This is a genomic window from Leclercia sp. TB492 (genome assembly GCF_049974505.2).
Classification (GTDB): domain Bacteria; phylum Pseudomonadota; class Gammaproteobacteria; order Enterobacterales; family Enterobacteriaceae; genus Enterobacter; species Enterobacter adecarboxylatus_C.
The window spans coordinates 3459863-3483661 of record NZ_CM127572.1 but is presented as its reverse complement, the minus strand read 5'-3'; the positions used below and the strand labels follow the sequence as shown (position 1 = coordinate 3483661).

The window sequence follows — 23799 nt, the reverse complement described above, 5'->3', positions numbered from 1 at the left end:
TCCTGAAAAGGCGAGTGACCTGATGATTTTAAACGCTTTCCGGCTCCGCTGCTGTGATGCTTCCCTTATGAATGGTTTTTCCGGCCAGATAGCGTTCGCGAAAACGGGTGAAGTGATCGCCCAGCGCACTTGCCGCCTGAACATCTCCCGCCAGATCCAGCAGGGCAATCGCCACTTCGGCGGTGCAGTACTGGCCTTCCGCGTGGGCTTCGCGGAGGCGGTAAGCGGAAACGCGCGACAAATCGACGGAGATAACCGGCAGGGCATCCAGGTAAGGACTCTTGCGAAACATTTTGCGCGCCTCGGTCCAGGTGCCATCCAGCATGATAAACAGCGGCGGCTTACCGGATGGTGGGGCGGCAAGAACCGGACGGGTATCTCCCGCATAGGAGGCAGGGAATACCACCATCGGTTGATAGTCGGGGCTGGCGACCAGATCGAGCAGCGCCTGCGGCGGCTCAGTGCGTGACCACTGGAAGGCGGCGGTATCCGGTAAAATATCGGCAATCAGCCGCCCGGTATTGCTGGGTTTCATCGGTTCGGTATCAAACATCACCAGACAGAAACGGCTGTGGGCATGGCTGGGGGCCAGGGTCGCGCACAGGCACTGCTTAAGCGGCAGCAGGCAGCGCTGACAGCGACGAATACGGTTACCACGGGCAAGAAAGGGGCGGGTCGCACGCGCCAGGCGTTCGGCGCGCAATTGCAGTACGGCGTTATCAGTCATGGGGGAGTGCGCAGAAAAAACGCCATTCTCGCAGAGGGGAGAACGGGGCACAAGTTACATGCCCCGGAATATCAGAGGGATTCGTTCAGCCAGCTGTCAAACGGAGCTTTTGGAACGGCACCGTTCAGCATATCGACAACTTCACCATTCTTGAAAATCATGATGGTCGGGATACTGCGGATGCGGAAGCGGGCGCTTAGCTCGCGTTCGGCCTCAGTGTTCACTTTCACGAAACGCATTTTACCGCTACGCTCTTCTGCGACATCTTCAAAGATCGGCGCAAAGTTACGGCACGGACCGCACCACGGCGCCCAGAAATCGACCACTACCGGCAGATCGTCCTTCAGCAGTTTATCCAGAGTTGCACCGGTAGCATTAATGACATCACCATCGAACAATTCATGACCGCAGCGTCCGCATTTTGCTCCATCATCAATTCGATCATCCGGAATGCGGTTAAGAGCCTGGCAGTTGGCACATACGGTATTCATAACTAACCTCAGGTAGAGCAGGGGGACAAAGCGGCACTATGCCGGTTATGTTTCCAATATGTTACATATTATCAACGACCCTGTTTGAAACGACAATGCGTTTTATTCAATGAGAACAATAGTCACAGGCTTTTATACGAAGTAATGGCTATGCGCGGGTACATCGGGTAATCTGCGCGCTTCGCGCAGCGCTGGTGGAGAAAAGCATGAACGACGAACTGAAAAACAAAAGCGGCAAGGTCAAAGTGATGTATGTCCGCAGTGATGATGACTCTGATAAACGCACCGAAAATCCGCGTACCGGAAAAGGTGGCGGGCGTCCAGGGCCATCTCGTGCAGACGGTGGCCGTCGCCCCGCCCGCGATGAGAGAAACAGCCGCGGTGATGACCGCAAACGTGACGACCGTAAGCGTGACGATTTCAAACGCGACGATTTTAACCGCGACGCTTCCCCGTGGCGCACCGTTTCCCGCGCGCCGGGCGATGAGTCAAAGGCTCCGGTCGATCACGGCAGCATGGCCGGTAAAACGGTTATTGATCCAGCAGTGATCCGTCGTCAGCGCGCGGAAGAGACCCGCGTCTACGGTGAGAACGCCTGTCAGGCCCTGTTCCAGAGCCGCCCTGATTGCATCGTTCGCGCCTGGTTTATCCAGAGCGTTACGCCGCGTTTCAAAGAAGCGCTGCGCTGGATGGCGGCTAACCGCAAAGCCTACCACGTTGTAGACGATGCTGAGATCACCAAAGCCTCTGGCACCGAACACCACGGTGGCGTTTGCTTCCTGATTAAGAAACGTAACGGGACTACCGTTAAGCAGTGGGTTAGCCAGGCGGGTGAAGATGACTGCGTACTGGCCCTGGAAGACGTGGGTAACCCGCACAACCTCGGCGCGATGATGCGCAGCTGCGCCCATTTCGGCGTGAAAGGGGTACTGTTGCAGGATGCGGCTCTGCTGGAGTCCGGTGCGGCAATCCGTACGGCGGAAGGCGGCGCAGAGCACATTCAGCCGATCACCGGCGACAGCGTTCTGGAAGCGATTGAGCAGTTCCGTAAAGCGGGCTACGCCATTGTAACCACCTCCAGCCACAAGGGCACCACGCCGCTATTTAAAGCGACACTGCCGCGTAAAATGGTGCTGGTTTTGGGTCAGGAGCGTGATGGTCTGACCGATGCGGCACTGTCGAGCGCCGATCTGAGCGTCTCAATCGATGGCACCGGCAACGTAGAAAGCCTCAACGTATCCGTTGCGACCGGCGTTCTGCTGGCGGAGTGGTGGCGTCAGAACAAAGCGTAATCCCGCTTTGCCTGTAGGCCGGGTAAGGCGAAGCCGCCACCCGGCAATATGCCCGGTGGCGCTACGCTTACCGGGCCTACATATTTTATCTATTCACTTTCAGCCGGTAACTCTGGCATCCAGTCAATCGGCGTTTCGCCCTGTTTCTCCAGCCACTCATTCGCCAGCACGAAATGATTGCATCCAAAAAAGCCGCGATGCGCTGACAGCGGTGACGGGTGCGGTGCTTTCAGCACATGATGGCGCTGGGTATCAATGATCGCCCCTTTCTTCTGCGCGTGCGAGCCCCACAGTAAAAACACCACCCCTTCCCGATGCTGGTTAATCAGGCTGATAACTTTATCCGTAAAGGTCTCCCAGCCGAGGCTGGCATGGGAGTGCGCCTGTCCGGCTCGAACCGTCAGCACGGTGTTCAGCAGCAGGACCCCCTGACGCGCCCAGCTTTCCAGATAGCCATGTGCAGGCCGGGTAAAGCCAGGAACCGAGGCTTCCAGCTCCTTATACATATTCAGCAGGGAAGGAGGGGTCGCAACGCCCGGACGCACGGAAAAGGCCAGACCGTGCGCCTGACCCGGCCCGTGATAGGGATCCTGGCCCAGGATCACCACTTTGACATCGGCCAGTTCGGTAAAACGAAAGGCGTTAAAAACGTCTTTCTGTGGCGGATAGATGGTGACGCCATCCTGACGTTCGGCGGCTACCGTGTTCAGGGTGTTGACGAAGTAGGGCTGTTTTTTCTCATCGGCCAGTACATCGTGCCAGGTTAAAGGTGTTGTCATCTCGCTCTCCTGCGAATTTTCTCTGCCTCTAGCTTAACTGCTTATGACGAGGGAGCAAAATTGCCGGGGGAAAAAGGTCATCTAATTGAAAAATATTTAAAAATTGCGAGATTTTTTGAAGTCTGCTTTTGAGGAAAATTGATATAAAACAATAATCTCCCTCTATCACCCTTTTGCTGGTATGGTTTTTATTGATTTAAGTCAATGAATGACGGGGGGTTGACTGATATATATACACTCAAGCAACAATGGTTTTACCAATTGCCCTAAACAATGGGCGACACCCAATAGTGTAGTTTAAGGGAGGCATCACATGATTACTGGTATCCAGATTACTAAAGCTGCAAACGACGACCTGCTGAACTCTTTCTGGCTGCTGGACAGCGAAAAAGGCGAAGCGCGCTGCGTATGTGCAAAAGCAGGCTTTGCTGAAGACGAAGTTGTCCAGGTTAATGCCCTGGGTGAATTCGAATATCGCGAAATCCCAATGGAAATAAAACCGGAAGTCCGTGTGGAAGGCGGTCAGCATCTGAACGTTAACGTACTGCGTCGCGAAACGCTGGAAGATGCCGTCAAGCACCCGGAAAAATATCCGCAGCTGACCATCCGTGTTTCTGGCTATGCCGTTCGTTTCAACTCACTGACTGCAGAACAGCAGCGTGACGTTATTGCGCGTACCTTTACTGCCAGCCTGTAATCGTAGTCAGTACGCAGATAACAAAACGCCGGGTTAACCCCGGCGTTTTTTTTACTCTTCTTTCTGTGAAGCCGGTGCGCTTCCGCTCGGCTTACGGCGCTTGCCCACGTTTTTGGAATCACGGTGGCGTTCCTTAACGCGCGGTTTCTCTTTTTCTTTCGCTTTTTTCTCTGCGCGTTTGGCGAGCACTTTCTTGGACGGTTTACCCGTCATTTTTTCACTTGGTGGACGTGTAGTCGGGCGTAGTTCATCAATCACGCGCGCTTTCACCGGCTCGTCGATGTAGCGGCCCACTTTCTGCAGCAGCAGATAGTCATGCGCCTCTACCAGAGAGATCGCCGTGCCTTTAAGGCCGGCACGTCCGGTACGACCGATACGGTGGAGGTAGACATCCCCGCTGCGCGGCATGTCGAAGTTAATCACATGGCTCACTTCAGGAATATCGATACCACGCGCTGCCACGTCGGTAGCAACCAGCACGTTTACGCGACCTTCGGTCAGGCGTTTAATCCCTTCGGTACGTTTAACCTGCGCCATCTCGCCTTCGAGATAACAGTTGTTAATCCCTGCGGCACGGAGTTGTTCAGCCAGCTCATGCACACGCTCGCGTTTACGTACAAAGACGATGGTACGCGTCGTATCATCTTGTTTTAACAGGTGCTTAAGTAACTCGAGCTTATGCTCGTAGTTATCGGCACGATAATACCACTGGTGAATTTTTTTGCGCTCGCGCGTGGACGGCGTGGCAGAGACCTCTGCCGGATCGTCAAGCAGACGCTCAGCGAAGTCCTTAATAGCATCGCCTTCAAGCGTCGCGGAAAACAGCATTGTCTGTTTGCGCCAGCGTGTTTCGCCCGCGATATGTTCAATATCCTGCGCGAAGCCCAGTTCCAGCATGCGGTCCGCTTCATCCAGAATCAGCGTTTCAACAGCACGACAGTCAAAGTTTTCTTCTTTGATGTACTGCATTAATCGCCCGGTCGTGGCGACCACGATATCCTGGTTCTCGCTGAACACTTCGGCGTGGTTCATGTAGGCTACGCCACCGGTGATTGTCGCAATATCCAGATGGGTATTGGCGGCCAGTTCACGCGCATGCTCCGCAACCTGAACGGCTAACTCACGTGTCGGGGTCAGAATAAGGATGCGCGGCGGCCCGGATTTCTTACGTGGGAAATCAATAAGGTGCTGCAAGACGGGCAGCAGGTACGCCGCTGTTTTACCGGTGCCTGTCGGCGCTGAACCGAGTACGTCGCGGCCTTCTAACGCAGGCGGAATGGCTGCCGCCTGGATGGCAGTCGGGCGTGTGAAGCCTTTATTCTGGAGTGCTTCCAGAAGGCTTTCGTCGAGTTCAAGTTCGGAAAAAGTCGTTACAGTCATGTTCTACCTCTGTGTGGGGCGCTGATTATAGACGTTATGGCTGCGATCTTCATCTGTTTGTGTGGATATCCCTTTTCCCTCGTTGCGCTTTCACCTATGCTACTCCCGTTTCATTTTGAAGGTTGCTCTGACATGTCTCAACTCAAAGCGCAGCTGCGCCGCGATGGTTTTACCTTTAAGCAGTTCTTTGTCGCTCACGATCGCTGTGCGATGAAAGTCGGCACTGATGGCATTTTACTGGGGGCATGGGCACCGGTTGCAGGCGTTAAACGTATCCTCGACATTGGCAGCGGCAGCGGGTTATTAGCCCTGATGCTGGCGCAGCGTACCGGGGAATCTGTTACCCTGGATGCGGTGGAGCTGGATCCGCAGGCGGCCGAACAGGCGGCGGAAAACGTGGCTGAATCACCCTGGGCTTCTCGTATTACTCTCCATTGTGCGGATGTTCTCACCTGGGCGCCAGAGCAAACGGCTCGCTATGACTTAATTGTCAGCAATCCTCCCTATTATGAACCCGGCGTCGGATGCGCAACGCCCGAGCGCGAGCAAGCACGTTCAACCGGCTCGCTCGATCACAGCGCACTGTTAGCCTGTGCGGCAGCGTTGATCACCGAAGAGGGTTTTTTCTGCGTGGTATTACCGGAAAGCGCGGGCAGTGCGCTTATCAATAACGCACTGGAGATGGGCTGGTATTTACGTCTGCGCACCGATATTGCTGACACGGACGGCAGGCTTCCGCACCGGGTGCTGGTGGCGCTGTCGCCGAAAGAAGGGGAGTGCTTCAGCGACAGGATGGTGATCCGTGGGCCGGATCAGCGTTATTCCGAGGATTACACGGCGCTGACCCATCCGTTCTATCTGTTTATGTGAGTCAGCGGAGAGAGCACCGACGGCCCGGAGTACTCAAGTTGTTCCGGGTAGTCGAGCGTATAGTGCAGCCCGCGGCTCTCTTTACGCATCATGGCGCAGCGCACAATCAGCTCGGCTACCTGAACCAGATTACGTAACTCCAGCAGGTTGTTCGAGACGCGGAAGTGGGCGTAATACTCGTCAATCTCCTGCTGTAGCATGGTAATGCGGCGCAGGGCGCGCTCCAGCCGCTTGGTGGTGCGCACAATCCCAACGTAATCCCACATAAAGAGGCGCAGCTCGTGCCAGTTATGCTGGATCACCACCAGCTCATCCGGGTTTTCCACGCGGCTCTCATCCCAGGCAGGCAGGTTTTCTGCCTGGCGGGCATAAGGCATGCGTTTGGTAATATCTTCCGCTGCCGACCAGCCGTAAACCAGACACTCCAGCAGGGAGTTCGAAGCCATACGGTTGGCGCCATGCAGGCCGGTATAGCTCACCTCTCCGATGGCATACAGGCCGTCGACATCGGTCCGGCCATGATCGTCCACCATCACCCCGCCGCAGGTATAGTGCGCTGCGGGCACTACAGGCATCGGCTCTTTAGTGATATCGATGCCTAGCCCCAACAGTTTTTCATAGATAGTCGGGAAGTGCTGACGCACAAATTCTGCCGGTTTGTGGCTGATATCCAGATACATGCAGTCCACGCCCAGGCGCTTCATTTCATGATCGATAGCGCGGGCCACGACATCGCGCGGAGCCAGTTCGCCGCGCTCGTCGAAGTCCGGCATAAAGCGCGTGCCGTCCGGGCGTTTCAGGTGCGCACCTTCACCGCGCAGGGCTTCGGTCAGTAAAAAATTGCGGGCCTGAGGATGGAACAGGGCGGTGGGGTGGAACTGGTTAAATTCCAGGTTGGCCACGCGACAGCCCGCACGCCAGGCCATGGCAATCCCGTCGCCTGAGGAGATATCCGGGTTGGTGGTGTACTGATACACCTTGGAGGCACCGCCTGTTGCCAGCACCACGGATTTGGCCCGGCAGGTTTCAACCGTCTCTTTATTCCGGTTCCAGACCCAGGCACCCACAACGCGGCGCGTGCCAGGCAGGCCAATCTTGTCGGAAATGATCAGGTCCACCGCATTGCTGCGTTCCAGCACCTGGATATTCGGATGGCTCAACGCCTGGCTGACCAGCGTCGTTTCCACCTCTTTACCGGTGGCATCCGCAGCGTGCAGGATGCGGCGATGACTATGCCCGCCTTCCCGCGTCAGGTGATAGCTCTCTTCACCGTTGGCCTGCACATGCGTATCAAACAACACACCCTGATCGATAAGCCACTGTACGCAGTGGCGAGCATTACTGGCGACAAACTCCGCGGCGTGTTTATCCACGATACCGCCACCGGCAATCAGGGTATCTTCTACATGCGAGTCGATACTGTCCGTTTCATCAAACACAGCGGCAATCCCGCCCTGTGCATAGAAGGTTGAGCCTTCGCTGATGGGACCTTTGCTGAGGACAATCACTTTCTGGTGTGGGGCGAGTCGCAGCGCCAGTGAAAGGCCGGCGGCACCGCTACCGATAATCAGTACGTCACAGGAGAGTTCAGAAATTGCGTTCATGATGTGTGTTTAATTTACTAAACAGTGTTTGGTCAGCATAGCACCCGAATGCGATGAATCGCACGTTTTTTTTGCGGCTTGTTGCAATGACTAAACAGCCAGCGTGGCGGAGAAGAAACATAAAAAGGGCGAAAATATTTTGCGAAGCAGGTCGTTAGCTTCAGATTTTGTGGTGAAATAAAGCCCGTCTTGCGGTACCCTGCAAGCGGTAAAATGCCAATTCTTATCAGAAACTGGGTGCGTTTCAGTATCAGACTTATAATGATAGAAAATGAACAGTCTGCGACGCGATTAACAAAAACAAAGGCGTGACGGAACTTTTTGAAAAAAAGACCCTCAAAGCAACTGCTTGCTCACAGTGCAGTGTTTGGAGTGGCGTTTCGATAACGCGTGGATTTTAGGTTTGGGGAGACATTACCTCGGATGAGCGAGCAGTTAACGGACCAGATTCTGGTTGAACGGGTCCAGAAGGGAGATCAGAAAGCCTTTAACTTACTGGTGGTGCGCTACCAGCATAAAGTGGCGAGTCTGGTGTCCCGCTATGTACCGTCAGGGGATGTTCCTGATGTGGTGCAGGAGTCTTTTATCAAGGCCTATCGCGCGCTGGAATCTTTCCGGGGAGATAGTGCTTTTTATACCTGGCTGTATCGTATTGCTGTCAATACTGCCAAGAACTACCTCGTCGCTCAGGGGCGTCGTCCGCCTTCAAGCGATGTTGACGCAATCGACGCCGAAAATTTTGAAAGCGGCGGTGCGTTAAAAGAAATTTCGAACCCTGAGAACTTAATGTTGTCAGAAGAACTGAGACAAATAGTTTTTCGCACCATCGAGTCGCTCCCGGAAGATTTACGCATGGCAATTACGTTACGGGAGTTAGATGGCCTGAGCTATGAAGAGATAGCCGCTATCATGGATTGCCCGGTCGGTACGGTTCGCTCACGAATTTTTCGTGCGCGAGAAGCTATTGATAATAAAGTTCAACCGCTAATCAGGCGTTGACGATAGCGGGATACTGGAAAAGGTATTAGGCATGCAGAAAGAACAACTTTCCGCTTTAATGGATGGTGAAACGCTGGACAGTGAGATGCTCAACGAGCTCTCTCGCTCTCCTGAGATGCAAAAAACCTGGGAGAGTTATCATCTCATCCGCGATACCCTGCGCGGCGATACCGGCGAGCTCCTCCATTTTGATATCTCATCTCGCGTAATGGCTGCCATCGAGAATGAACCTGTTTCTCAGGCCACTCCGCTGATTCCTGAAGCCCAACCGGCGCCGCACCTGTGGCAGAAGATGCCTTTCTGGAAAAAAGTGCGTCCCTGGGCGAGTCAACTGACGCAAATGGGCGTCGCTGCTTGCGTATCGCTTGCAGTTATTGTTGGCGTCCAGCACTATAACACCCAATCTGAAGTCAACCAGCAGCCAGAAGCGCCAGTGTTCAATACGCTGCCGATGATGGGCAAAGCCAGCCCGGTAAGCCTGGGTATTCCTTCTGACGCATCGGCAGGCGCCGGTCAGCAGCAGCAGGTACAAGAGCAACGCCGTCGTATCAATGCGATGTTGCAGGACTACGAATTGCAGCGTCGTCTGCATTCCGAACAGCTTCAGTTTGAGCAGGCGCAAACCCAGCAGGCTGCTGTGCAAGTGCCCGGAAACCAAACTTTAGGAACGCAATCGCAGTAATGAAGCAACTTTGGTGCGCCATGTCTCTGATGGCGGGTAGCCTGTTGTTCACTGTCAACGCCTCGGCTGATGTATCGTCCGGGGCGTTGTTACAGCAAATGAACCAGGCCAGCCAGTCACTCAACTACGAGCTGGCTTTTATCAGTATCAATAAGCAGGGTGTAGAGTCGTTACGCTATCGCCATGCCCGTCTTGATAAACAGCCGCTTGCCCAGCTTTTGCAGATGGATGGTCCGCGCCGCGAAGTCGTGCAGCGTGGCAATGAAATCAGCTACTTTGAGCCGGGTCTCGAACCCTTTACGCTGAACGGCGATTACATCGTTGATTCGCTGCCTTCGCTCATCTATACCGACTTCAAACGGCTTGCGCCTTACTATGACTTTATCTCCGTAGGGCGTACCCGCATCGCCGACCGGCTCTGTGAAGTGCTGCGCGTGGTCGCAAGAGACGGGACGCGTTACAGCTATATCGTCTGGATGGATGCGGAGACCAAGCTGCCTATGCGGGTCGATCTGCTCGATCGTGATGGCGAGACGCTGGAACAGTTCCGGGTGATCTCTTTTACCATTGACGATCAGGTCGGCAACAGCATGCAGAATCTGGCAAAAGCTAACCTGCCGCCGCTGCTCTCTGTACCGGCGGGCGATCCTGTCAGCTTCAACTGGGCGCCAAACTGGATCCCGCAGGGCTTCAGCGAAGTCTCCAGCAGCCGACGCCAGCTACCGACGATTGATACCCCGGTCGAATCCCGACTTTATTCCGACGGTTTGTTCAGCTTCTCGGTTAACATCAACCGTGCAACGCCGGTGAGCGCCGATCAGATGCTGCGTACCGGACGCCGGACCGTGAGTACCACCGTGCGTGATAGCGCCGAGATCACCGTCGTGGGCGAGCTGCCGCCGCAAACGGCTAAACGCATCGCAGACAGCATTAAATTCAGGGCCGGACAATGATCAAAGAGTGGGCAACTGTCGTTTCATGGCAGGAGGGCGTTGCGCTGGTTAGCTGTGACGTGAAAGCGTCCTGTAACAGCTGCGCCTCCCGCGCCGGTTGCGGAAGCCGGGTGCTTAACAAACTCGGGCCGCAGACGTCGCACACCATCAGCGTCCCCAGTGCAGAGCCGCTGGTGACAGGACAAAAAGTCGAGTTAGGGATCGCTGAAGGCAGCCTGCTGGGCTCGGCGATGCTGGTCTATCTCTCTCCGCTGGTGGGGCTGTTTGCTCTGGGCGGCGTATTCCAGGTGCTGTTCGGCACCGATCTGGCCGCGATGTGCGGCGCAGCCCTGGGTGGCGTGGGTGGCTTTTTACTGGCCCGCGGCTTTTCATCGAGGCTTGCCGTTCGCGAGGAGTGGCAGCCTGTTATTCTCAGCGTCGGGTTGCCCCCCGATGAGCTTCGCGTTGAAATGCTCTCTTCTGAAGCCCGGTGATGTCACCGGGCTTTGCTTTATTTACATCTCATAAAAGAAAACGCTGAATCTTCACGCTAAGCTTGCTGGAAGAGCATTTCCCGGTTAAGGAGATGTAGTGTAGAATGCTGCGTTTTCGCACTGAAAAACGTCAGGCTAAGAACAGCGGCCTCCAGGAATTCGTAAGGCATAATTATTTAACTATATGAAGAACATACGTAACTTTTCGATCATTGCTCACATTGACCACGGTAAGTCGACGCTGTCTGACCGTATTATCCAGATTTGCGGTGGCCTGTCTGATCGTGAAATGGCAGCCCAGGTTCTGGACTCCATGGACCTGGAACGCGAACGCGGTATCACCATTAAAGCGCAGAGCGTGACGCTCGACTATAAAGCGTCTGATGGCGAAACCTACCAACTTAACTTTATCGACACCCCAGGCCACGTAGACTTCTCCTATGAAGTTTCCCGTTCGCTGGCCGCCTGTGAAGGCGCGCTGCTGGTGGTTGATGCCGGGCAGGGCGTAGAAGCCCAGACGCTGGCCAACTGCTATACCGCGATGGAAATGGATCTCGAAGTGGTGCCGGTACTGAACAAAATCGACCTGCCAGCCGCCGATCCTGAGCGCGTAGCGGAAGAGATTGAAGATATCGTCGGTATCGACGCGACGGACGCAGTGCGCTGCTCCGCCAAAACCGGCGTAGGTGTAACCGACGTGCTGGAACGTCTGGTGCGTGACATTCCGGCCCCGGAAGGTGACGCTGATGCGCCGCTGCAGGCGCTGATCATCGACTCCTGGTTCGATAACTATCTCGGCGTTGTCTCGCTGGTGCGTATTAAAAACGGCACCATGCGTAAAGGCGACAAGATTAAAGTGATGAGCACCGGACAGGTCTATAACGCCGACCGTCTGGGGATCTTCACGCCAAAACAGGTTGACCGTACCGAGCTGAAATGCGGCGAAGTAGGCTGGCTGGTTTGTGCCATCAAAGACATCCTCGGCGCGCCGGTTGGCGATACTCTGACCCAGGCACGTAACCCGGCAGATAAAGCGCTGCCAGGCTTCAAAAAGGTGAAACCGCAGGTTTACGCGGGTCTGTTCCCGGTCAGCTCCGATGATTACGAGAACTTCCGTGACGCGCTCGGCAAGCTGAGCCTCAACGATGCTTCCCTGTTCTATGAGCCAGAAAGCTCAACGGCGCTCGGCTTCGGCTTCCGCTGTGGCTTCCTCGGCCTGCTGCACATGGAGATCATTCAGGAGCGTCTGGAGCGTGAATACGATCTGGATCTGATCACCACTGCACCGACGGTAGTTTACGAAGTTGAGACCACCTCGAAAGAGGTTATCTACGTCGACAGCCCGTCCAAGCTCCCGCCGCTGAACAATATTCATGAGCTGCGTGAGCCGATTGCAGAGTGTCACATGCTGCTGCCGCAGGAGTTCCTGGGTAACGTCATCACGCTGTGCATCGAAAAACGCGGCGTGCAGACCAACATGGTTTATCACGGTAACCAGGTTGCGCTGACCTATGAAATTCCGATGGCGGAAGTGGTGCTCGACTTCTTCGACCGCCTGAAGTCAACCTCCCGCGGCTATGCGTCGCTGGACTACAACTTCAAACGCTTCCAGGCCTCCAACATGGTTCGTGTGGACGTGCTGATCAACAGCGAGCGCGTCGATGCGCTGGCGCTGATCACCCACAATGACAATGCTCCGTATCGCGGTCGCGAACTGGTCGAGAAGATGAAAGAGCTCATCCCTCGCCAGCAGTTCGATATTGCGATTCAGGCGGCCATTGGCAACCACATCATCGCCCGTTCGACGGTGAAACAGTTGCGTAAAAACGTTCTGGCAAAATGCTATGGCGGCGACGTCAGCCGTAAGAAAAAGCTGCTCCAGAAGCAGAAAGAAGGTAAGAAGCGTATGAAGCAGGTCGGTAACGTCGAGCTGCCGCAGGAAGCGTTCCTCGCCATTCTGCACGTGGGTAAAGACGGAAAATAATCCTATAAGGAGTTGGCATGGCGAACATGTTTGCCCTGATCCTGGTGATTGCCACCCTGGTGACGGGGCTGTTGTGGTGTCTGGATAAGTTTATCTTTGCCCCGAAACGTCACGAACGTCAGGCTGCCGCACAGGCTGCCACGGGCGACCAGTTGGATGCGAAAACCCTGAAAAAAGTCAGCCCGAAGCCGGGCTGGCTGGAAACGGGCGCTTCGGTCTTTCCGGTGCTGGCGATTGTGCTGGTGGTGCGTTCGTTTATCTATGAACCTTTCCAGATCCCATCCGGTTCGATGATGCCAACGCTGCTGATCGGTGATTTTATTTTGGTGGAGAAGTTTGCTTACGGCATTAAAGATCCAATCTACCAGAAAACGCTGATCGAAACCGGTCATCCAAAACGTGGCGATATCGTGGTGTTTAAATATCCGGACGATCCGCGTCTGGATTACATCAAACGCACCGTTGGCGTACCGGGCGATAAGGTAACCTATAACCCGGTCTCCAAAGAGGTGACGGTTCAGCCTGGATGCAGTTCCGGTACGGCCTGCGGAAGTGCGCTGGCGGTAACCTATTCCGGCGTTGAGCCAAGCGACTTTGTGCAGACCTTTGCCCGTCGTAACGGCGGCGAAGCCACCAGCGGATTCTTCCAGCTGCCGAAAGGCGAGACCAAAGAGAACGGTATTCGTCTGAACGAGCGCAAAGAGACGCTGGGGGATGTTACGCACCGTATCCTCACTGTCTCCATCGCTCAGGATCAGCTGGGGATGTACTATCAGCAGCAGGGGCAGCAGCTGGCAACCTGGATTGTGCCGCCGGGACACTACTTCATGATGGGTGATAACCGCGACAACAGCGCGGACAGCCGTTACTGGGGCTTTGTGCCGGAAGCGAATCTGGTTGGCAAAGCGACCACTATCTGGATGAGCTTTGAGAAACAGGAAGGCGAGTGGCCGACCGGCGTACGGTTAAATCGTATTGGCGGCATCCATTAATTCCTGATAAATGAGCACGTAGTCTCTTTAATCAGAGGCTACGTGAATTATTTAAGGGATAAATCTCTTCTGACTAACGACAACCCCTGTCGTTGCGTATAGAATATTCCCCCGAAGTTTAAGGTTGGCGCTGATTCAGTGCCACGGCACACGAAACCGCGTTGGCTCCCTCAGGACGGTTTCGTGTGCTGCATTTTTGACGCATTTATTCTATTGGTATCGCATGAACCCCATCGTAATTAATCGGCTTCAACGGAAGCTGGGCTACACTTTTCAGCATCAGGAGTTGTTGCAACAGGCATTAACCCATCGCAGTGCCAGCAGCAAACACAATGAGCGACTCGAATTTCTGGGCGACTCCATTTTAAGTTTTGTTATTGCGAATGCGCTTTATCACCGTTTCCCGCGCGTGGACGAAGGTGATATGAGCCGCATGCGCGCAACGCTGGTACGTGGCAATACGCTTGCCGAAATTGCCCGTGAATTTGAACTGGGTGAGTGCCTGCGACTCGGGCCTGGGGAACTGAAAAGCGGCGGCTTCCGTCGTGAATCTATTCTCGCGGATACCGTCGAAGCGTTAATCGGTGGCGTTTTCCTCGACAGCGATATCCAGACGGTTGAGCAGCTGATCCTGAACTGGTATCAGTCGCGTCTGGATGAAATCAGCCCGGGTGATAAACAGAAAGATCCAAAAACCCGTTTGCAGGAGTACCTGCAGGGTCGCCATCTGCCGCTGCCATCCTATCTGGTGGTACAGGTTCGTGGCGAAGCACACGATCAGGAATTTACCATCCATTGCCAGGTCAGTGGCCTGAGTGAACCGGTGGTTGGCACAGGTTCAAGCCGTCGCAAGGCGGAACAGGCTGCCGCCGAACAGGCGTTAAAAATGCTGGAGCTGGAATGAGCGAAGAAAAGAGTTACTGCGGTTTTATTGCCATCGTCGGACGTCCGAACGTTGGCAAATCGACCCTGCTGAATAATCTGCTGGGTCAGAAGATTTCCATCACCTCCCGTAAGGCGCAGACCACTCGTCACCGCATCGTCGGTATCCATACCGAAGGGGCGTATCAGGCTATTTATGTCGATACCCCGGGTCTGCATATGGAAGAGAAACGCGCCATTAACCGCCTGATGAACAAGGCGGCGAGCAGCTCTATCGGTGACGTTGAGCTGGTGATTTTCGTTGTCGAAGGCACCCGCTGGACTGCCGACGACGAGATGGTGCTGAACAAGCTGCGCGACGGCAAAGTGCCGGTGATCCTCGCGGTCAACAAAGTTGATAACGTGCAGGAAAAAGCCGATCTGCTGCCGCATCTGCAGTGGCTGGGTAGCCAGATGAACTTCCTCGATATCGTCCCGCTCTCTGCCGAGACCGGTCTGAACGTGGATACCATCGCGGGCATCGTGCGTAAGCATCTGCCGGAAGCGATTCATCACTTCCCGGAAGATTACATCACTGACCGTTCTCAGCGCTTTATGGCGTCTGAAATTATCCGTGAGAAATTGATGCGTTTCCTCGGCGCTGAACTGCCGTACTCCGTGACCGTGGAAATCGAGCGTTTCCAGACCAACGAGCGCGGCGGATATGACATCAACGGGCTGATCCTCGTTGAGCGCGAAGGGCAGAAGAAGATGGTGATTGGCAATAAAGGCGCCAAAATCAAAACCATCGGTATTGAAGCCCGTAAGGACATGCAGGAGATGTTTGAAGCTCCGGTTCACCTGGAACTGTGGGTGAAAGTGAAATCTGGCTGGGCCGATGACGAACGCGCGCTGCGCAGTCTTGGTTACGGCGACGACGTATAAGTCACTAAACCGTGGATGGATGGCAAAGAGCCTTTGTCCTTCACAGCCGTCCGTGGAGCGAAACCAGCCTGATGCTGGACGTCTTCACGGAAGAGTCAGGCCGCGTGCGCCTTGTTGCCAAAGGCGCACGTTCCAAACGTTCTAACCTGAAGGGCGCTCTGCAACCCTTCACACCGCTGCTGGTGCGCTTTAGCGGACGTGGGGAAGTGAAAACCCTGCGCAATGCCGAAGCCGTCTCTCTGGCGCTCCCCCTCTCTGGTATTACGCTGTACAGCGGTCTGTATGTGAACGAGCTCATCACGCGCGTTCTTGAACATGAGACCCGCTTCTCTGAACTCTTTTTCGACTATCTGCACTGTCTCCAGGCGCTGGCAGGCGCAACCGGCTCGCCGGAACCGGCGCTGCGTCGCTTTGAGCTGGCGTTGCTCGGGCATCTGGGATACGGCGTCGATTTTCTGCACTGTGCGGGCAGCGGCGAGCCGGTCGAAGACTCCATGACCTACCGCTATCGCGAAGAGAAGGGCTTTATCGCCAGCATTGTCATCGACAACAGCACCTTCACCGGACGGGATCTGCGGGCGCTGGCGGAACGTGAGTTTCCCGACGTCAGCACCCTGCGGGCGGCAAAACGCTTTACCCGCATTGCACTCAAGCCTTATCTTGGTGGCAAGCCCCTAAAGAGCCGCGAATTATTCCGGCAGTTTATGCCGAAACGTTAGACCACAGAACAAAAGAAATCCGAGGATTGTCATGGCTGAATTACTGTTAGGCATCAACATCGACCACATTGCTACCCTGCGCAACGCGCGCGGTACGGCATATCCTGATCCGGTTCAGGCGGCATTCATCGCCGAGCAGGCGGGGGCCGATGGCATTACCGTGCATTTGCGCGAAGATCGCCGTCATATCACCGATCGTGACGTTCGTGTCCTGCGTCAGACCCTGGACACCCGCATGAATCTGGAGATGGCCGTCACCGAAGAGATGCTGGCGATCGCCGTTGAGACCAAACCGCACTTCTGCTGCCTGGTACCGGAAAAGCGTCAGGAAGTGACCACCGAGGGTGGGCTGGACGTGGCCGGTCAGCTGGATAAGATGCGTGACGCCTGCAAACGCCTGGCGGACGCCGGGATCCTGGTGTCGCTGTTTATCGATGCCGATGAAGCGCAGATCAAAGCAGCAGCCGACGTGGGCGCGCCGTACATCGAGATCCACACCGGCTGCTACGCCGATGCTGAAGACGATGCCACCCGGGCGAAAGAGCTGGATCGCATCGCCAAAGCGGCCACCTATGCGGCAGGTCTGGGTCTCAAGGTTAATGCCGGCCACGGCCTGACCTACCATAACGTCAAAGCCATTGCCGCCATCCCGGAGATGCATGAGCTGAACATCGGCCATGCGATTATCGGTCGCGCGGTGATGAGCGGCCTGAAAGAGGCGGTGGCAGAGATGAAGCGGCTGATGCAGGAAGCCCGCAAGTAATGGCCATCCTCGGCTTAGGCACGGATATCGTCGAGATTGACCGTATCGAAGCGGTGATTGCCCGTAGCGGCGATCGCCTTGCCCGCCGGGTGCTCAGCGATAACGAATGGGCCATCTGGGAGACGCACCAGCAGCCGGTGCGTTTTCTTGCCAAACGTTTTGCGGTGAAGGAGGCTGCGGCGAAAGCCTTCGGCACCGGGATCCGCAACGGTCTGGCCTTTAATCAGTTCGAAGTGTTTAACGATGAGCTGGGCAAACCGCGCCTCAGGCTATGGGGCGAGGCGTTAACGCTGGCGGAAAAGCTGGGCGTGGCGCATATACACGTGACGCTGGCCGATGAACGTCATTACGCCTGCGCCACGGTGATTATCGAAAGTTAAATCTTATCCGCGTGGTGCATCAGGACAAACTTGTCCCACAGCTGCTCTTCGGATTCTGAATGTGCCGGATCCTTCAGGATGGTATTGGGGATCGGGCACACCTTCTGGCAGGTTGGCATCTCGTAATGGCCAATGCATTCGGTGCAGCGGTCGCTGTTAATCTCATAAATGCTGTCCCCCATCGAAATCGCCTGGTTCGGGCATTCAGGTTCGCACATATCGCAATTGATGCATTTTTTGGTGATTAACAGCGCCATCAGGAAATTCTCAGAAACAACACAAACAGGGCGGGCATTATACGCTCGGTCATTCCCTGCTCAAACCAGTTTTTTTACCAGCGCCTCACTGTGGCGGATGCGTTCCGGAGCCCGCTCCAGATCCTGCTGAACCAGCGCCATAAACAGCAGGTCGGTCAGCATCATCTGCGCGCTGGTGGAGGAGATGGCCGCGCTGCGGGTGGCCTGCTCTTCGGCAATGGTGTACAGACAGCGGGTGGCCCGCTGCTGCAGGGCATTGGGGGTAAAGCCGGTGATAGCCAGAATTTTCCCGCCCACGCGCAGGGCTTCATCGGCGGCCAGGTTAATCTCCCGGCGCTCGCCGGTATAGGAGATAGCCAGCAGCAGATCGTCAGGTGCCATCGCCTGCACGGTAGCCAGCAGGGCGTGCATATCCTGTTCGACAATGGCGATCAGGCCGATCTTGTTCAGCTTCCAGCCAAAATTACGTGCCACCAGGCCTGAAGCGCCGATCCCGGTGAGGATCACCCGCCGTGCCGCGTGCAGCATGGCAACGCTTTCCAGCAGTTTCTCTTCGCTGTTGACGTCCAGCGTGGCGTGCATCGCTGCGACGTTCTCCTTGATCAGCTTTTCGCCCACCAGACGCATCGGATCGTCGCCGCGGATCTGGTTGTGCACCGGCATGGATTGCGGATTCGGGTTGCTGGCCAGGGCTTCGCTCAGCGCCAGCTTTAGCGCCGGAAAGCCTTTAAAACCAATTTTTTGCGCGAACTTAACCACGCTGGATTGGCTCACGCCCGCCTCGCTTGCCAGCTGCTGGGAGCTGAGATGGCGGGCACGATCGGGTTGGGTGAGTAAAAAGTCCGCCAGTTTTTTATCGCTCTGGGCAAAGCCGGCGTAGCGCTGGCGGATTCGAATTAAACAGTTCATAAGGACTCCTGGCGAAATGTGATGACTGCAGCAAATGCGAATTCTGCTCGCCTGAATGAATTTTATATTCCATTATAATGCGACTATTATGAATTAAAAATTCTTGAGGCACAAAAAAATGAATCTCGGCTCACTGGTATCAGAATCCCGCAATCCACAAACCCTGGATCTCGACGCGCTCTCCACGCTTGACCTGGTTAATCGCTTTAACCAACAGGATACGCTGGTCGCGCAGGCAGTGAAAGAGACATTGCCCGAGGTGGCAAAAGCCGTGGATGCGGCAGCCGACGCGCTGAAGGCGGGCGGGCGCATCATCTACATGGGGGCGGGCACCAGCGGGCGTCTTGGGGTACTGGACGCCTCAGAATGTCCGCCGACCTTTGGCGTGCCGCATGGCCTTGTCATCGGCCTGATTGCCGGGGGGCCGGGGGCGCTGCTGAAGGCGGTGGAAGGGGCCGAGGACAGTAAGGAGCTCGGTGAAGAGGATCTCAAAGCCCTCAACCTGACCGCGCAGGATCTGGTGGTCGGGCTGGCGGCCTCCGGACGTACGCCGTACGTGATTGGCGGCCTCGAGTATGCGAACCAGACCGGCTGCACCACCGTGGCGATCTCCTGTAATCCGGGCTCACCCATTGCCCAGGTTGCCACCATCGCCATCTCGCCGGTTGTCGGCCCGGAGGCGCTGACCGGCTCCACTCGTCTGAAATCCGGCACTGCGCAAAAGCTGGTGCTGAACATGATCTCCACTGGCGCGATGGTGAAGTTTGGCAAGGTCTACCAGAACCTGATGGTGGACATGAAAGCCACCAACGTGAAGCTTATCGACCGGGCCTGCCGCATGGTGGTGGAAGCCACCGGTACCACGCGGGAAGAGGCGGAAGAGGTCTTGAAACAGACCGGATATGACGTCAAACCGGCCATTCTGATGATCTTAAGCGGGCTGGATGCCGCGGCGGCGCGCGCCAGACTCGACGCGCATCAGGGATTCTTACGTGCGGCATTAGAGAACTAAAAGAGGCGTACATGGAAAAAACAGCAGCCCTCGCCAGCGATATCCTTGCGGGTATTGGCGGGGAGAACAATATCCGGCGTCTGGAAAACTGCATGACGCGGGTGCGGGTGGAAGTTCAGGATGATGACAAGCTCGATCTGGCGCGGCTGAAAAAACTGCCCGGGGTCAGCGGCTATGTGAAGCAGGGGGAGCAGCATCAGCTGATCGTCGGCCCCGGCAAGGCTGCGCAGGTGGTGGATGCCATGCGTTCGCTGATGGGCGGGGCGGTGATGGATGACGCCGAGCGCACCAAAGCCCAGGTGAAGGCCAAATACAAAGCCCCGATGAGCGACGCATTGCGCCAGCTGGCCAACGTCTTTATTCCGCTGATCCCGGCCTTTATTGCCTCGGGGCTGATCACCGGGATCATCAATATCCTGAAACGCCCGGACATTGTCGGTGACTTCGCGACCCACTATCCCAATCTGCTGGGGATCCTCGGCATTTTCGGCAGCGCGGTCTTTGCCATCATGAACATTCTGGTGGGGGTTAACACCGCCAAAGTGTTCGGCGGCTCGCTGGCAATGGGCGGGGTGATGGCGGGGATCCTCTCCAGCCCACAGCTGGCGCAGATCACCCTGTTTGGTGAAGCGCTGCAGCCGGGGCGGGGCGGGGTGATCGCCGTGCTGCTGGTGGTGGTGTTGATGTGCTGGATCGAGAAACGGCTGCGCAATATCCTGCCGGGCTCGCTGGAGCTGATCTTCAATCCGCTGCTGACCACCTTAATCACCGGCAGCGTGGCGATTATCGCCCTGCAGCCGCTAGGGGGCCTGATCTCCGAATCCATCGCCCACGGTGCCTCCTGGGCTATCGATCGCGGAGGATTCCTGGTGGGCGGGGTTCTCTCGGGCACCTTCCTGCCGCTGGTATTGACCGGCTTACATCAGGGCCTGGTGCCGATCCACGTTGAGCTGGTGCAGGCCCATGGTTACAACGCGCTGTTGCCTATTCTGGCGATGGCCGGTGTCGGACAGATCGGCGCGGCGATTGCGGTGCTGATGAAAACCCGTAATGAACGCCTGAAAAAGGTCATCAAAGGGGCGCTGCCGGTCGGGCTGCTGGGGATCGGTGAACCGCTGATCTTCGGCGTCACCCTGCCGCTGGGCAAGCCGTTTATCGGCGCCTGTCTTGGCGGCGCGGTCGGCGGGGCGCTCATCAGTTACTGGAAAGTGGCAACCGTTATCACCTTTGGTATTTCCGGATTACCGCTGGCATTAACCATCGTGACCGGAAAAGTCATGCTCTATCTGTTAGGCTATCTGGTAGCGGTGATCGCCGGGTTCCTGTTTACCTGGCTGTTAGGGTTCAACGATCCAGAGGAGTAAGGTTTGGTCAATCACGAGCGTCGCGTAGTCTTTTTCGATCTGGACGGAACGCTGCATCAGCAGGATATGTTCGGCACCTTTATGCGCTATTTGCTGCGCCGACAGCCCCTGAATGCCCTGCTCGTGTTACCCCTGCTTCCCATCATCGGCGGCGCGTTGCTGATTAAAGGCCGCGCCGCCCGCTGGCCGATGAGCCTGCTGCTGTGGGGCTGCACCTTCGGTCACAGCGAAGCGCGACTCAAACAGCTGGAGAAAGAGTTTGTCACCTGGTTTCGCGGGCATGTCACCGCCTTCCCGGTGGTTCAGGAGCGGCTCACCAACTACCTCAACGCCAACGATGCTGACATCTGGCTGATCACCGGCTCGCCGCAGCCGCTGGTCGAGCAGGTCTATTTCGATACCCCCTGGCTGCCGCGCGTCAACCTGATTGCCACCCAGATGGGGCGCGCGTACGGTGGCTGGGTGCTGACCATGCGCTGCCTCGGCCACGAGAAGGTGGTGCAGCTGGAGAAAAAAATCGGCACCCCGCTGCGGCTCTACAGCGGCTACAGCGACAGCAAGCAGGACAACCCCCTCCTTTACTTCTGCCAGCACCGCTGGCGCGTCACGCCCCTTGGTGAACTGCAGCAACTGGAATGATTTTGTGATTATGCATAGCGGGTGTGTATAATGCGCCCGCTTTTCAGACTGGAGTATGCTGCGTTGTCCGACCTTGAACTCAATCATGAATACTGGATGCGCCATGCGCTCCAGCTTGCCAAACGCGCCTGGGAAGAGGGTGAAGTCCCGGTGGGCGCCGTGCTGGTCCACAATAACCAGGTGATTGGCGAAGGCTGGAACCGCCCGATTGGGCGTCACGACCCGACTGCCCATGCCGAAATCATGGCCCTGCGCCAGGGCGGACTGGTACTGCAAAACTACCGCCTGCTGGACACCACGCTCTACGTTACCCTCGAACCCTGCGTCATGTGCTCCGGTGCCATGATCCACAGCCGGATCGGCACGGTGGTGTTTGGTGCGCGGGATGAAAAAACCGGGGCGGCAGGTTCGCTGCTGGACGTGCTCAGACATCCCGGCATGAACCATCAGGTCAATGTGTTGGGAGGGGTGCTGGCACCAGCGTGTTCGGAGATGCTAAGTGAGTTCTTTCGAATGCGGCGTCAGCAGAAAAAGAGACAAAAGGCAGAATTGAAGTTATCGGGCGAGTAAGCTCATCCGGCGATACTACCGGATAACTTTGCGCCAGCTGCTGTGCCGCCTGCGCCTCTCTCTCTTTCTCCATCAGATACCCCACCAGGCTTATCTGGTATTTGCGGATATTCTCCACGTAGGCGTACGCCTCGTGGCCGCGCGCATAGCCATAGGTTAACTTGCTGTAATACGGCTTCTGACTCAGCAGCGGCAGGCGCTGTTTGACGTCAGACCAGCTGTCGGGATTGCCTTTGGTTTTTGCCGTCAGGGCGCGGGCATCGATCATATGGGCGTATCCCATGTTGTAGGCCGCCAGCGCAAACCAGATCCGTTCTTCTTCCGGCACCGTCTCCGGCACCTTAGCCATCATATCCTGCAGATAACGTGCGCCACCGCTGATGCTCTGCTCGGCATCGGTGCGGTCGGTCAGGCCCAGGCTCTGGGCGGTGTTTTTGGTCAGCATCATCAGGCCGCGCACGCCGGTAGGTGAGGTAGCCTGTGCGTCCCAGTGCGACTCCTGATACGAGATAGCGGCCAGCAGACGCCAGTCAATCTCCTGCGCATATTTCTCAAACAGCGGCTTCAGATCCGGCAGCACGTTATCCACGGCGCGCAGGAAGCTGCGGGTATCAACATAGTCAAAGTCATCCCCGTGGCCGAGGTATTTCTCCTCCAGCCGCGCAAGGGTGCCGTCCTCATTCATCCCGTTGAAGAAATCGAGCATCGCGGCAGAGAGCGTCTGGTCGGCATCAAGGGGGCTGAACCAGGTGACGGGCTGCTCGTCAGTGACGTCCAGCGCCACCGCCAGCTCCGGGTGGACACGCTGGAACAGGCTAATGGCGACCGAATCAGCGATGGTGTAAGGCAGTTTGCCGTCGGTGACCTGCTCCAGCAGCGCCGTGGTGCCCCGCTTCTCATCCACCGTCCAGTTGAGGTTAGGGTACTTCTTCTCTTTCAGCGCCCGCAGGTCGTCAATTACCACATGCCCCGGTGCGACGGTGAGCTGTTCTGCTGTCAGACCGGCAAGGGTGCGCGGGCGCAGGCTGCCTACGCGATAGACCAGCTGCTGTGAGACAGAGTAATAGGTGGGGCCCGGCTGATAGTTCTTGCTACGTTCGCTGTTATAGACCAGCCCGGCGGCCAGCAAATCGGCATCGCCATTATCCAGGTCGTCAAACAGCTGACTGATGTTCTGGCGTACGGTCACTTTGAGCTTTACGCCCAGGTAGTCTGCAAAGTGCTGCGCCAGTTCGTAATCCAGGCCAATCACTTTATTGTTGATCGCGCTATAGGTCAGCGGTGAGGACAAGGTACTGACGCGCAGCTCCCCCCGCGCCTGAATAGCGGCGATGCGGTTTTCGGCTTTGCTGAACCAGGGGATTGAAGGCCACAGGGCCGTTGCCAGCAGCAAGGTCACTATGCCGATGAACAGATAATTAATCTTTAATTTTTTCAATAAGTTGATTCTATGTGCT

The 23799-nt window shown here is 56.2% G+C and carries 27 protein-coding genes; 19 read left to right on the top strand and 8 right to left on the bottom strand.

The genetic code is table 11. From position 1 onward, the window contains the following. Positions 1–28: 28 nt before the first annotated feature. Together tapT and trxC are read right to left on the bottom strand one after the other, a co-directional pair. On the bottom strand, positions 29–727 hold the full coding sequence (gene tapT / locus ACP4QI_RS16435; protein WP_142486747.1) for a tRNA-uridine aminocarboxypropyltransferase: 699 nt from the start codon (positions 725–727) through the stop codon (positions 29–31). Positions 728–798: 71 nt separating this feature from the next. Then, positions 799–1218 (bottom strand): thioredoxin TrxC, encoded by a 420-nt coding sequence (gene trxC, locus ACP4QI_RS16430; protein ID WP_142486746.1) that lies wholly within the window; start codon positions 1216–1218, stop codon positions 799–801. Positions 1219–1424: 206 nt separating this feature from the next. On the opposite strand from trxC, the gene ACP4QI_RS16425 reads away from it, so the two are divergent. Then, the gene (locus ACP4QI_RS16425) at positions 1425–2510 is read left to right on the top strand and encodes a tRNA/rRNA methyltransferase (RefSeq protein ID WP_142486745.1); all 1086 of its coding nucleotides are present in this window, start codon (positions 1425–1427) and stop codon (positions 2508–2510) included. 89 nt (positions 2511–2599) lie between these two features. Here the strand turns inward: ACP4QI_RS16425 and ung are convergent, their stop codons facing one another. Further along, positions 2600–3289: a uracil-DNA glycosylase gene (ung, locus tag ACP4QI_RS16420; protein ID WP_142486744.1), complete on the bottom strand. Its 690-nt coding sequence runs from the start codon at positions 3287–3289 to the stop codon at positions 2600–2602. Between the two features lie 313 nt (positions 3290–3602). On the opposite strand from ung, the gene grcA reads away from it, so the two are divergent. After that, a complete protein-coding gene (grcA, locus tag ACP4QI_RS16415; protein WP_103180763.1) occupies positions 3603–3986 on the top strand; it encodes an autonomous glycyl radical cofactor GrcA in 384 nt (127 codons plus the stop codon). A 51-nt stretch (positions 3987–4037) separates the two neighbouring features. Here the strand turns inward: grcA and srmB are convergent, their stop codons facing one another. Then, complete coding sequence (srmB, locus tag ACP4QI_RS16410; protein ID WP_142486743.1) at positions 4038–5366, bottom strand: ATP-dependent RNA helicase SrmB; 1329 nt, start codon at positions 5364–5366, stop codon at positions 4038–4040. 132 nt (positions 5367–5498) lie between these two features. Between srmB and trmN the strand changes: the two genes are divergently transcribed. Further along, positions 5499–6236 carry a tRNA(1)(Val) (adenine(37)-N(6))-methyltransferase TrmN gene (gene trmN / locus ACP4QI_RS16405; protein WP_142486742.1) on the top strand — a complete coding sequence of 246 codons (738 nt, stop codon included), beginning with the start codon at positions 5499–5501 and terminating at the stop codon, positions 6234–6236. Here the strand turns inward: trmN and nadB are convergent. Next, entirely contained in the window at positions 6221–7840 is a 1620-nt protein-coding gene (gene nadB, locus ACP4QI_RS16400; RefSeq protein WP_426495846.1) for an L-aspartate oxidase, read from the bottom strand. The genes trmN and nadB overlap by 16 nt on opposite strands. Before the next feature lie 358 nt (positions 7841–8198). On the opposite strand from nadB, the gene rseD reads away from it, so the two are divergent. From rseD to acpS, 12 genes are all read left to right on the top strand, one after another. Next, positions 8199–8267: a rpoE leader peptide RseD gene (gene rseD, locus ACP4QI_RS16395; RefSeq protein ID WP_231313890.1), complete on the top strand. Its 69-nt coding sequence runs from the start codon at positions 8199–8201 to the stop codon at positions 8265–8267. Then, entirely contained in the window at positions 8264–8839 is a 576-nt protein-coding gene (gene rpoE, locus ACP4QI_RS16390) for an RNA polymerase sigma factor RpoE (protein WP_032613187.1), read from the top strand. The genes rseD and rpoE overlap by 4 nt, the downstream gene beginning before the upstream one ends. Before the next feature lie 31 nt (positions 8840–8870). Beyond that, on the top strand, positions 8871–9521 hold the full coding sequence (gene rseA / locus ACP4QI_RS16385; RefSeq protein WP_142486739.1) for an anti-sigma-E factor RseA: 651 nt from the start codon (positions 8871–8873) through the stop codon (positions 9519–9521). Further along, a complete protein-coding gene (gene rseB / locus ACP4QI_RS16380) occupies positions 9521–10474 on the top strand; it encodes a sigma-E factor regulatory protein RseB (protein ID WP_142486738.1) in 954 nt (317 codons plus the stop codon). Before rseA ends, rseB begins: the two co-directional genes overlap by 1 nt. Beyond that, the gene (gene rseC / locus ACP4QI_RS16375) at positions 10471–10947 is read left to right on the top strand and encodes a SoxR-reducing system protein RseC (RefSeq protein WP_142486737.1); all 477 of its coding nucleotides are present in this window, start codon (positions 10471–10473) and stop codon (positions 10945–10947) included. The genes rseB and rseC overlap by 4 nt, the downstream gene beginning before the upstream one ends. A gap of 184 nt (positions 10948–11131) precedes the next feature. Beyond that, on the top strand, positions 11132–12931 hold the full coding sequence (lepA, locus tag ACP4QI_RS16370; RefSeq protein WP_032613179.1) for a translation elongation factor 4: 1800 nt from the start codon (positions 11132–11134) through the stop codon (positions 12929–12931). Positions 12932–12948: 17 nt separating this feature from the next. After that, positions 12949–13923 (top strand): signal peptidase I, encoded by a 975-nt coding sequence (gene lepB, locus ACP4QI_RS16365; protein ID WP_142486736.1) that lies wholly within the window; start codon positions 12949–12951, stop codon positions 13921–13923. A gap of 223 nt (positions 13924–14146) precedes the next feature. Then, positions 14147–14827, top strand: a complete 681-nt coding sequence (rnc, locus tag ACP4QI_RS16360) for a ribonuclease III (RefSeq protein ID WP_032613175.1) — start codon at positions 14147–14149, stop codon at positions 14825–14827. Beyond that, positions 14824–15729, top strand: coding sequence for a GTPase Era (gene era, locus ACP4QI_RS16355; protein WP_142486735.1), 906 nt, complete (start codon positions 14824–14826; stop codon positions 15727–15729). The genes rnc and era overlap by 4 nt, the downstream gene beginning before the upstream one ends. 11 nt (positions 15730–15740) lie before the next feature. Beyond that, on the top strand, positions 15741–16448 hold the full coding sequence (gene recO / locus ACP4QI_RS16350; protein ID WP_142486734.1) for a DNA repair protein RecO: 708 nt from the start codon (positions 15741–15743) through the stop codon (positions 16446–16448). Positions 16449–16479: 31 nt separating this feature from the next. Further along, the gene (gene pdxJ, locus ACP4QI_RS16345) at positions 16480–17211 is read left to right on the top strand and encodes a pyridoxine 5'-phosphate synthase (protein WP_142486733.1); all 732 of its coding nucleotides are present in this window, start codon (positions 16480–16482) and stop codon (positions 17209–17211) included. Then, positions 17211–17591, top strand: a complete 381-nt coding sequence (gene acpS, locus ACP4QI_RS16340; protein ID WP_426495845.1) for a holo-ACP synthase — start codon at positions 17211–17213, stop codon at positions 17589–17591. The genes pdxJ and acpS overlap by 1 nt, the downstream gene beginning before the upstream one ends. Here the strand turns inward: acpS and ACP4QI_RS16335 are convergent. Together ACP4QI_RS16335 and ACP4QI_RS16330 are read right to left on the bottom strand one after the other, a co-directional pair. Beyond that, positions 17588–17848, bottom strand: coding sequence for a YfhL family 4Fe-4S dicluster ferredoxin (locus ACP4QI_RS16335; RefSeq protein WP_426495844.1), 261 nt, complete (start codon positions 17846–17848; stop codon positions 17588–17590). The genes acpS and ACP4QI_RS16335 overlap by 4 nt on opposite strands. Before the next feature lie 60 nt (positions 17849–17908). Next, the gene (locus ACP4QI_RS16330; RefSeq protein ID WP_142486731.1) at positions 17909–18757 is read right to left on the bottom strand and encodes a MurR/RpiR family transcriptional regulator; all 849 of its coding nucleotides are present in this window, start codon (positions 18755–18757) and stop codon (positions 17909–17911) included. Positions 18758–18875: 118 nt separating this feature from the next. On the opposite strand from ACP4QI_RS16330, the gene murQ reads away from it, so the two are divergent. Genes murQ through tadA form a run of 4 tightly spaced genes read left to right on the top strand, consistent with a single transcriptional unit; the run spans position 18876 to position 22342 of the window. Beyond that, the gene (gene murQ, locus ACP4QI_RS16325; protein ID WP_142486730.1) at positions 18876–19769 is read left to right on the top strand and encodes an N-acetylmuramic acid 6-phosphate etherase; all 894 of its coding nucleotides are present in this window, start codon (positions 18876–18878) and stop codon (positions 19767–19769) included. A gap of 11 nt (positions 19770–19780) precedes the next feature. Continuing rightward, positions 19781–21133 (top strand): PTS transporter subunit EIIC, encoded by a 1353-nt coding sequence (locus ACP4QI_RS16320; protein WP_426495843.1) that lies wholly within the window; start codon positions 19781–19783, stop codon positions 21131–21133. A 3-nt stretch (positions 21134–21136) separates the two neighbouring features. Then, positions 21137–21772: a phosphatidylglycerophosphatase C gene (gene yfhb / locus ACP4QI_RS16315; protein WP_142486728.1), complete on the top strand. Its 636-nt coding sequence runs from the start codon at positions 21137–21139 to the stop codon at positions 21770–21772. 30 nt (positions 21773–21802) lie between these two features. Next, complete coding sequence (gene tadA / locus ACP4QI_RS16310) at positions 21803–22342, top strand: tRNA adenosine(34) deaminase TadA (RefSeq protein ID WP_156264365.1); 540 nt, start codon at positions 21803–21805, stop codon at positions 22340–22342. On the opposite strand, the gene mltF is transcribed toward tadA, so the two are convergent. Beyond that, positions 22224–23780: a membrane-bound lytic murein transglycosylase MltF gene (gene mltF, locus ACP4QI_RS16305; protein ID WP_426495842.1), complete on the bottom strand. Its 1557-nt coding sequence runs from the start codon at positions 23778–23780 to the stop codon at positions 22224–22226. The genes tadA and mltF overlap by 119 nt on opposite strands. Positions 23781–23799: the final 19 nt, after the last annotated feature.

Excerpts from the sequence above, each read along its gene's own strand:
- rseA (WP_142486739.1), top strand. The coding sequence starts at position 8,871 with ATGCAGAAAGAACAACTTTCCGCTTTAATGGATGGTGAAACGCTGGAC.
- ACP4QI_RS16425 (WP_142486745.1), top strand. The coding sequence starts at position 1,425 with ATGAACGACGAACTGAAAAACAAAAGCGGCAAGGTCAAAGTGATGTAT.
- rseC (WP_142486737.1), top strand. The coding sequence starts at position 10,471 with ATGATCAAAGAGTGGGCAACTGTCGTTTCATGGCAGGAGGGCGTTGCG.
- lepB (WP_142486736.1), top strand. The coding sequence starts at position 12,949 with ATGGCGAACATGTTTGCCCTGATCCTGGTGATTGCCACCCTGGTGACG.
- ACP4QI_RS16320 (WP_426495843.1), top strand. The coding sequence starts at position 19,781 with ATGGAAAAAACAGCAGCCCTCGCCAGCGATATCCTTGCGGGTATTGGC.
- nadB (WP_426495846.1), bottom strand. The coding sequence starts at position 7,840 with ATGAACGCAATTTCTGAACTCTCCTGTGACGTACTGATTATCGGTAGC.
- tapT (WP_142486747.1), bottom strand. The coding sequence starts at position 727 with ATGACTGATAACGCCGTACTGCAATTGCGCGCCGAACGCCTGGCGCGT.
- rnc (WP_032613175.1), top strand. The coding sequence starts at position 14,147 with ATGAACCCCATCGTAATTAATCGGCTTCAACGGAAGCTGGGCTACACT.
- tadA (WP_156264365.1), top strand. The coding sequence starts at position 21,803 with ATGCGCCCGCTTTTCAGACTGGAGTATGCTGCGTTGTCCGACCTTGAA.
- grcA (WP_103180763.1), top strand. The coding sequence starts at position 3,603 with ATGATTACTGGTATCCAGATTACTAAAGCTGCAAACGACGACCTGCTG.
- ung (WP_142486744.1), bottom strand. The coding sequence starts at position 3,289 with ATGACAACACCTTTAACCTGGCACGATGTACTGGCCGATGAGAAAAAA.
- lepA (WP_032613179.1), top strand. The coding sequence starts at position 11,132 with ATGAAGAACATACGTAACTTTTCGATCATTGCTCACATTGACCACGGT.
- srmB (WP_142486743.1), bottom strand. The coding sequence starts at position 5,366 with ATGACTGTAACGACTTTTTCCGAACTTGAACTCGACGAAAGCCTTCTG.
- ACP4QI_RS16330 (WP_142486731.1), bottom strand. The coding sequence starts at position 18,757 with ATGAACTGTTTAATTCGAATCCGCCAGCGCTACGCCGGCTTTGCCCAG.
- murQ (WP_142486730.1), top strand. The coding sequence starts at position 18,876 with ATGAATCTCGGCTCACTGGTATCAGAATCCCGCAATCCACAAACCCTG.
- rseB (WP_142486738.1), top strand. The coding sequence starts at position 9,521 with ATGAAGCAACTTTGGTGCGCCATGTCTCTGATGGCGGGTAGCCTGTTG.
- pdxJ (WP_142486733.1), top strand. The coding sequence starts at position 16,480 with ATGGCTGAATTACTGTTAGGCATCAACATCGACCACATTGCTACCCTG.
- rpoE (WP_032613187.1), top strand. The coding sequence starts at position 8,264 with ATGAGCGAGCAGTTAACGGACCAGATTCTGGTTGAACGGGTCCAGAAG.
- acpS (WP_426495845.1), top strand. The coding sequence starts at position 17,211 with ATGGCCATCCTCGGCTTAGGCACGGATATCGTCGAGATTGACCGTATC.
- era (WP_142486735.1), top strand. The coding sequence starts at position 14,824 with ATGAGCGAAGAAAAGAGTTACTGCGGTTTTATTGCCATCGTCGGACGT.
- trmN (WP_142486742.1), top strand. The coding sequence starts at position 5,499 with ATGTCTCAACTCAAAGCGCAGCTGCGCCGCGATGGTTTTACCTTTAAG.
- ACP4QI_RS16335 (WP_426495844.1), bottom strand. The coding sequence starts at position 17,848 with ATGGCGCTGTTAATCACCAAAAAATGCATCAATTGCGATATGTGCGAA.
- trxC (WP_142486746.1), bottom strand. The coding sequence starts at position 1,218 with ATGAATACCGTATGTGCCAACTGCCAGGCTCTTAACCGCATTCCGGAT.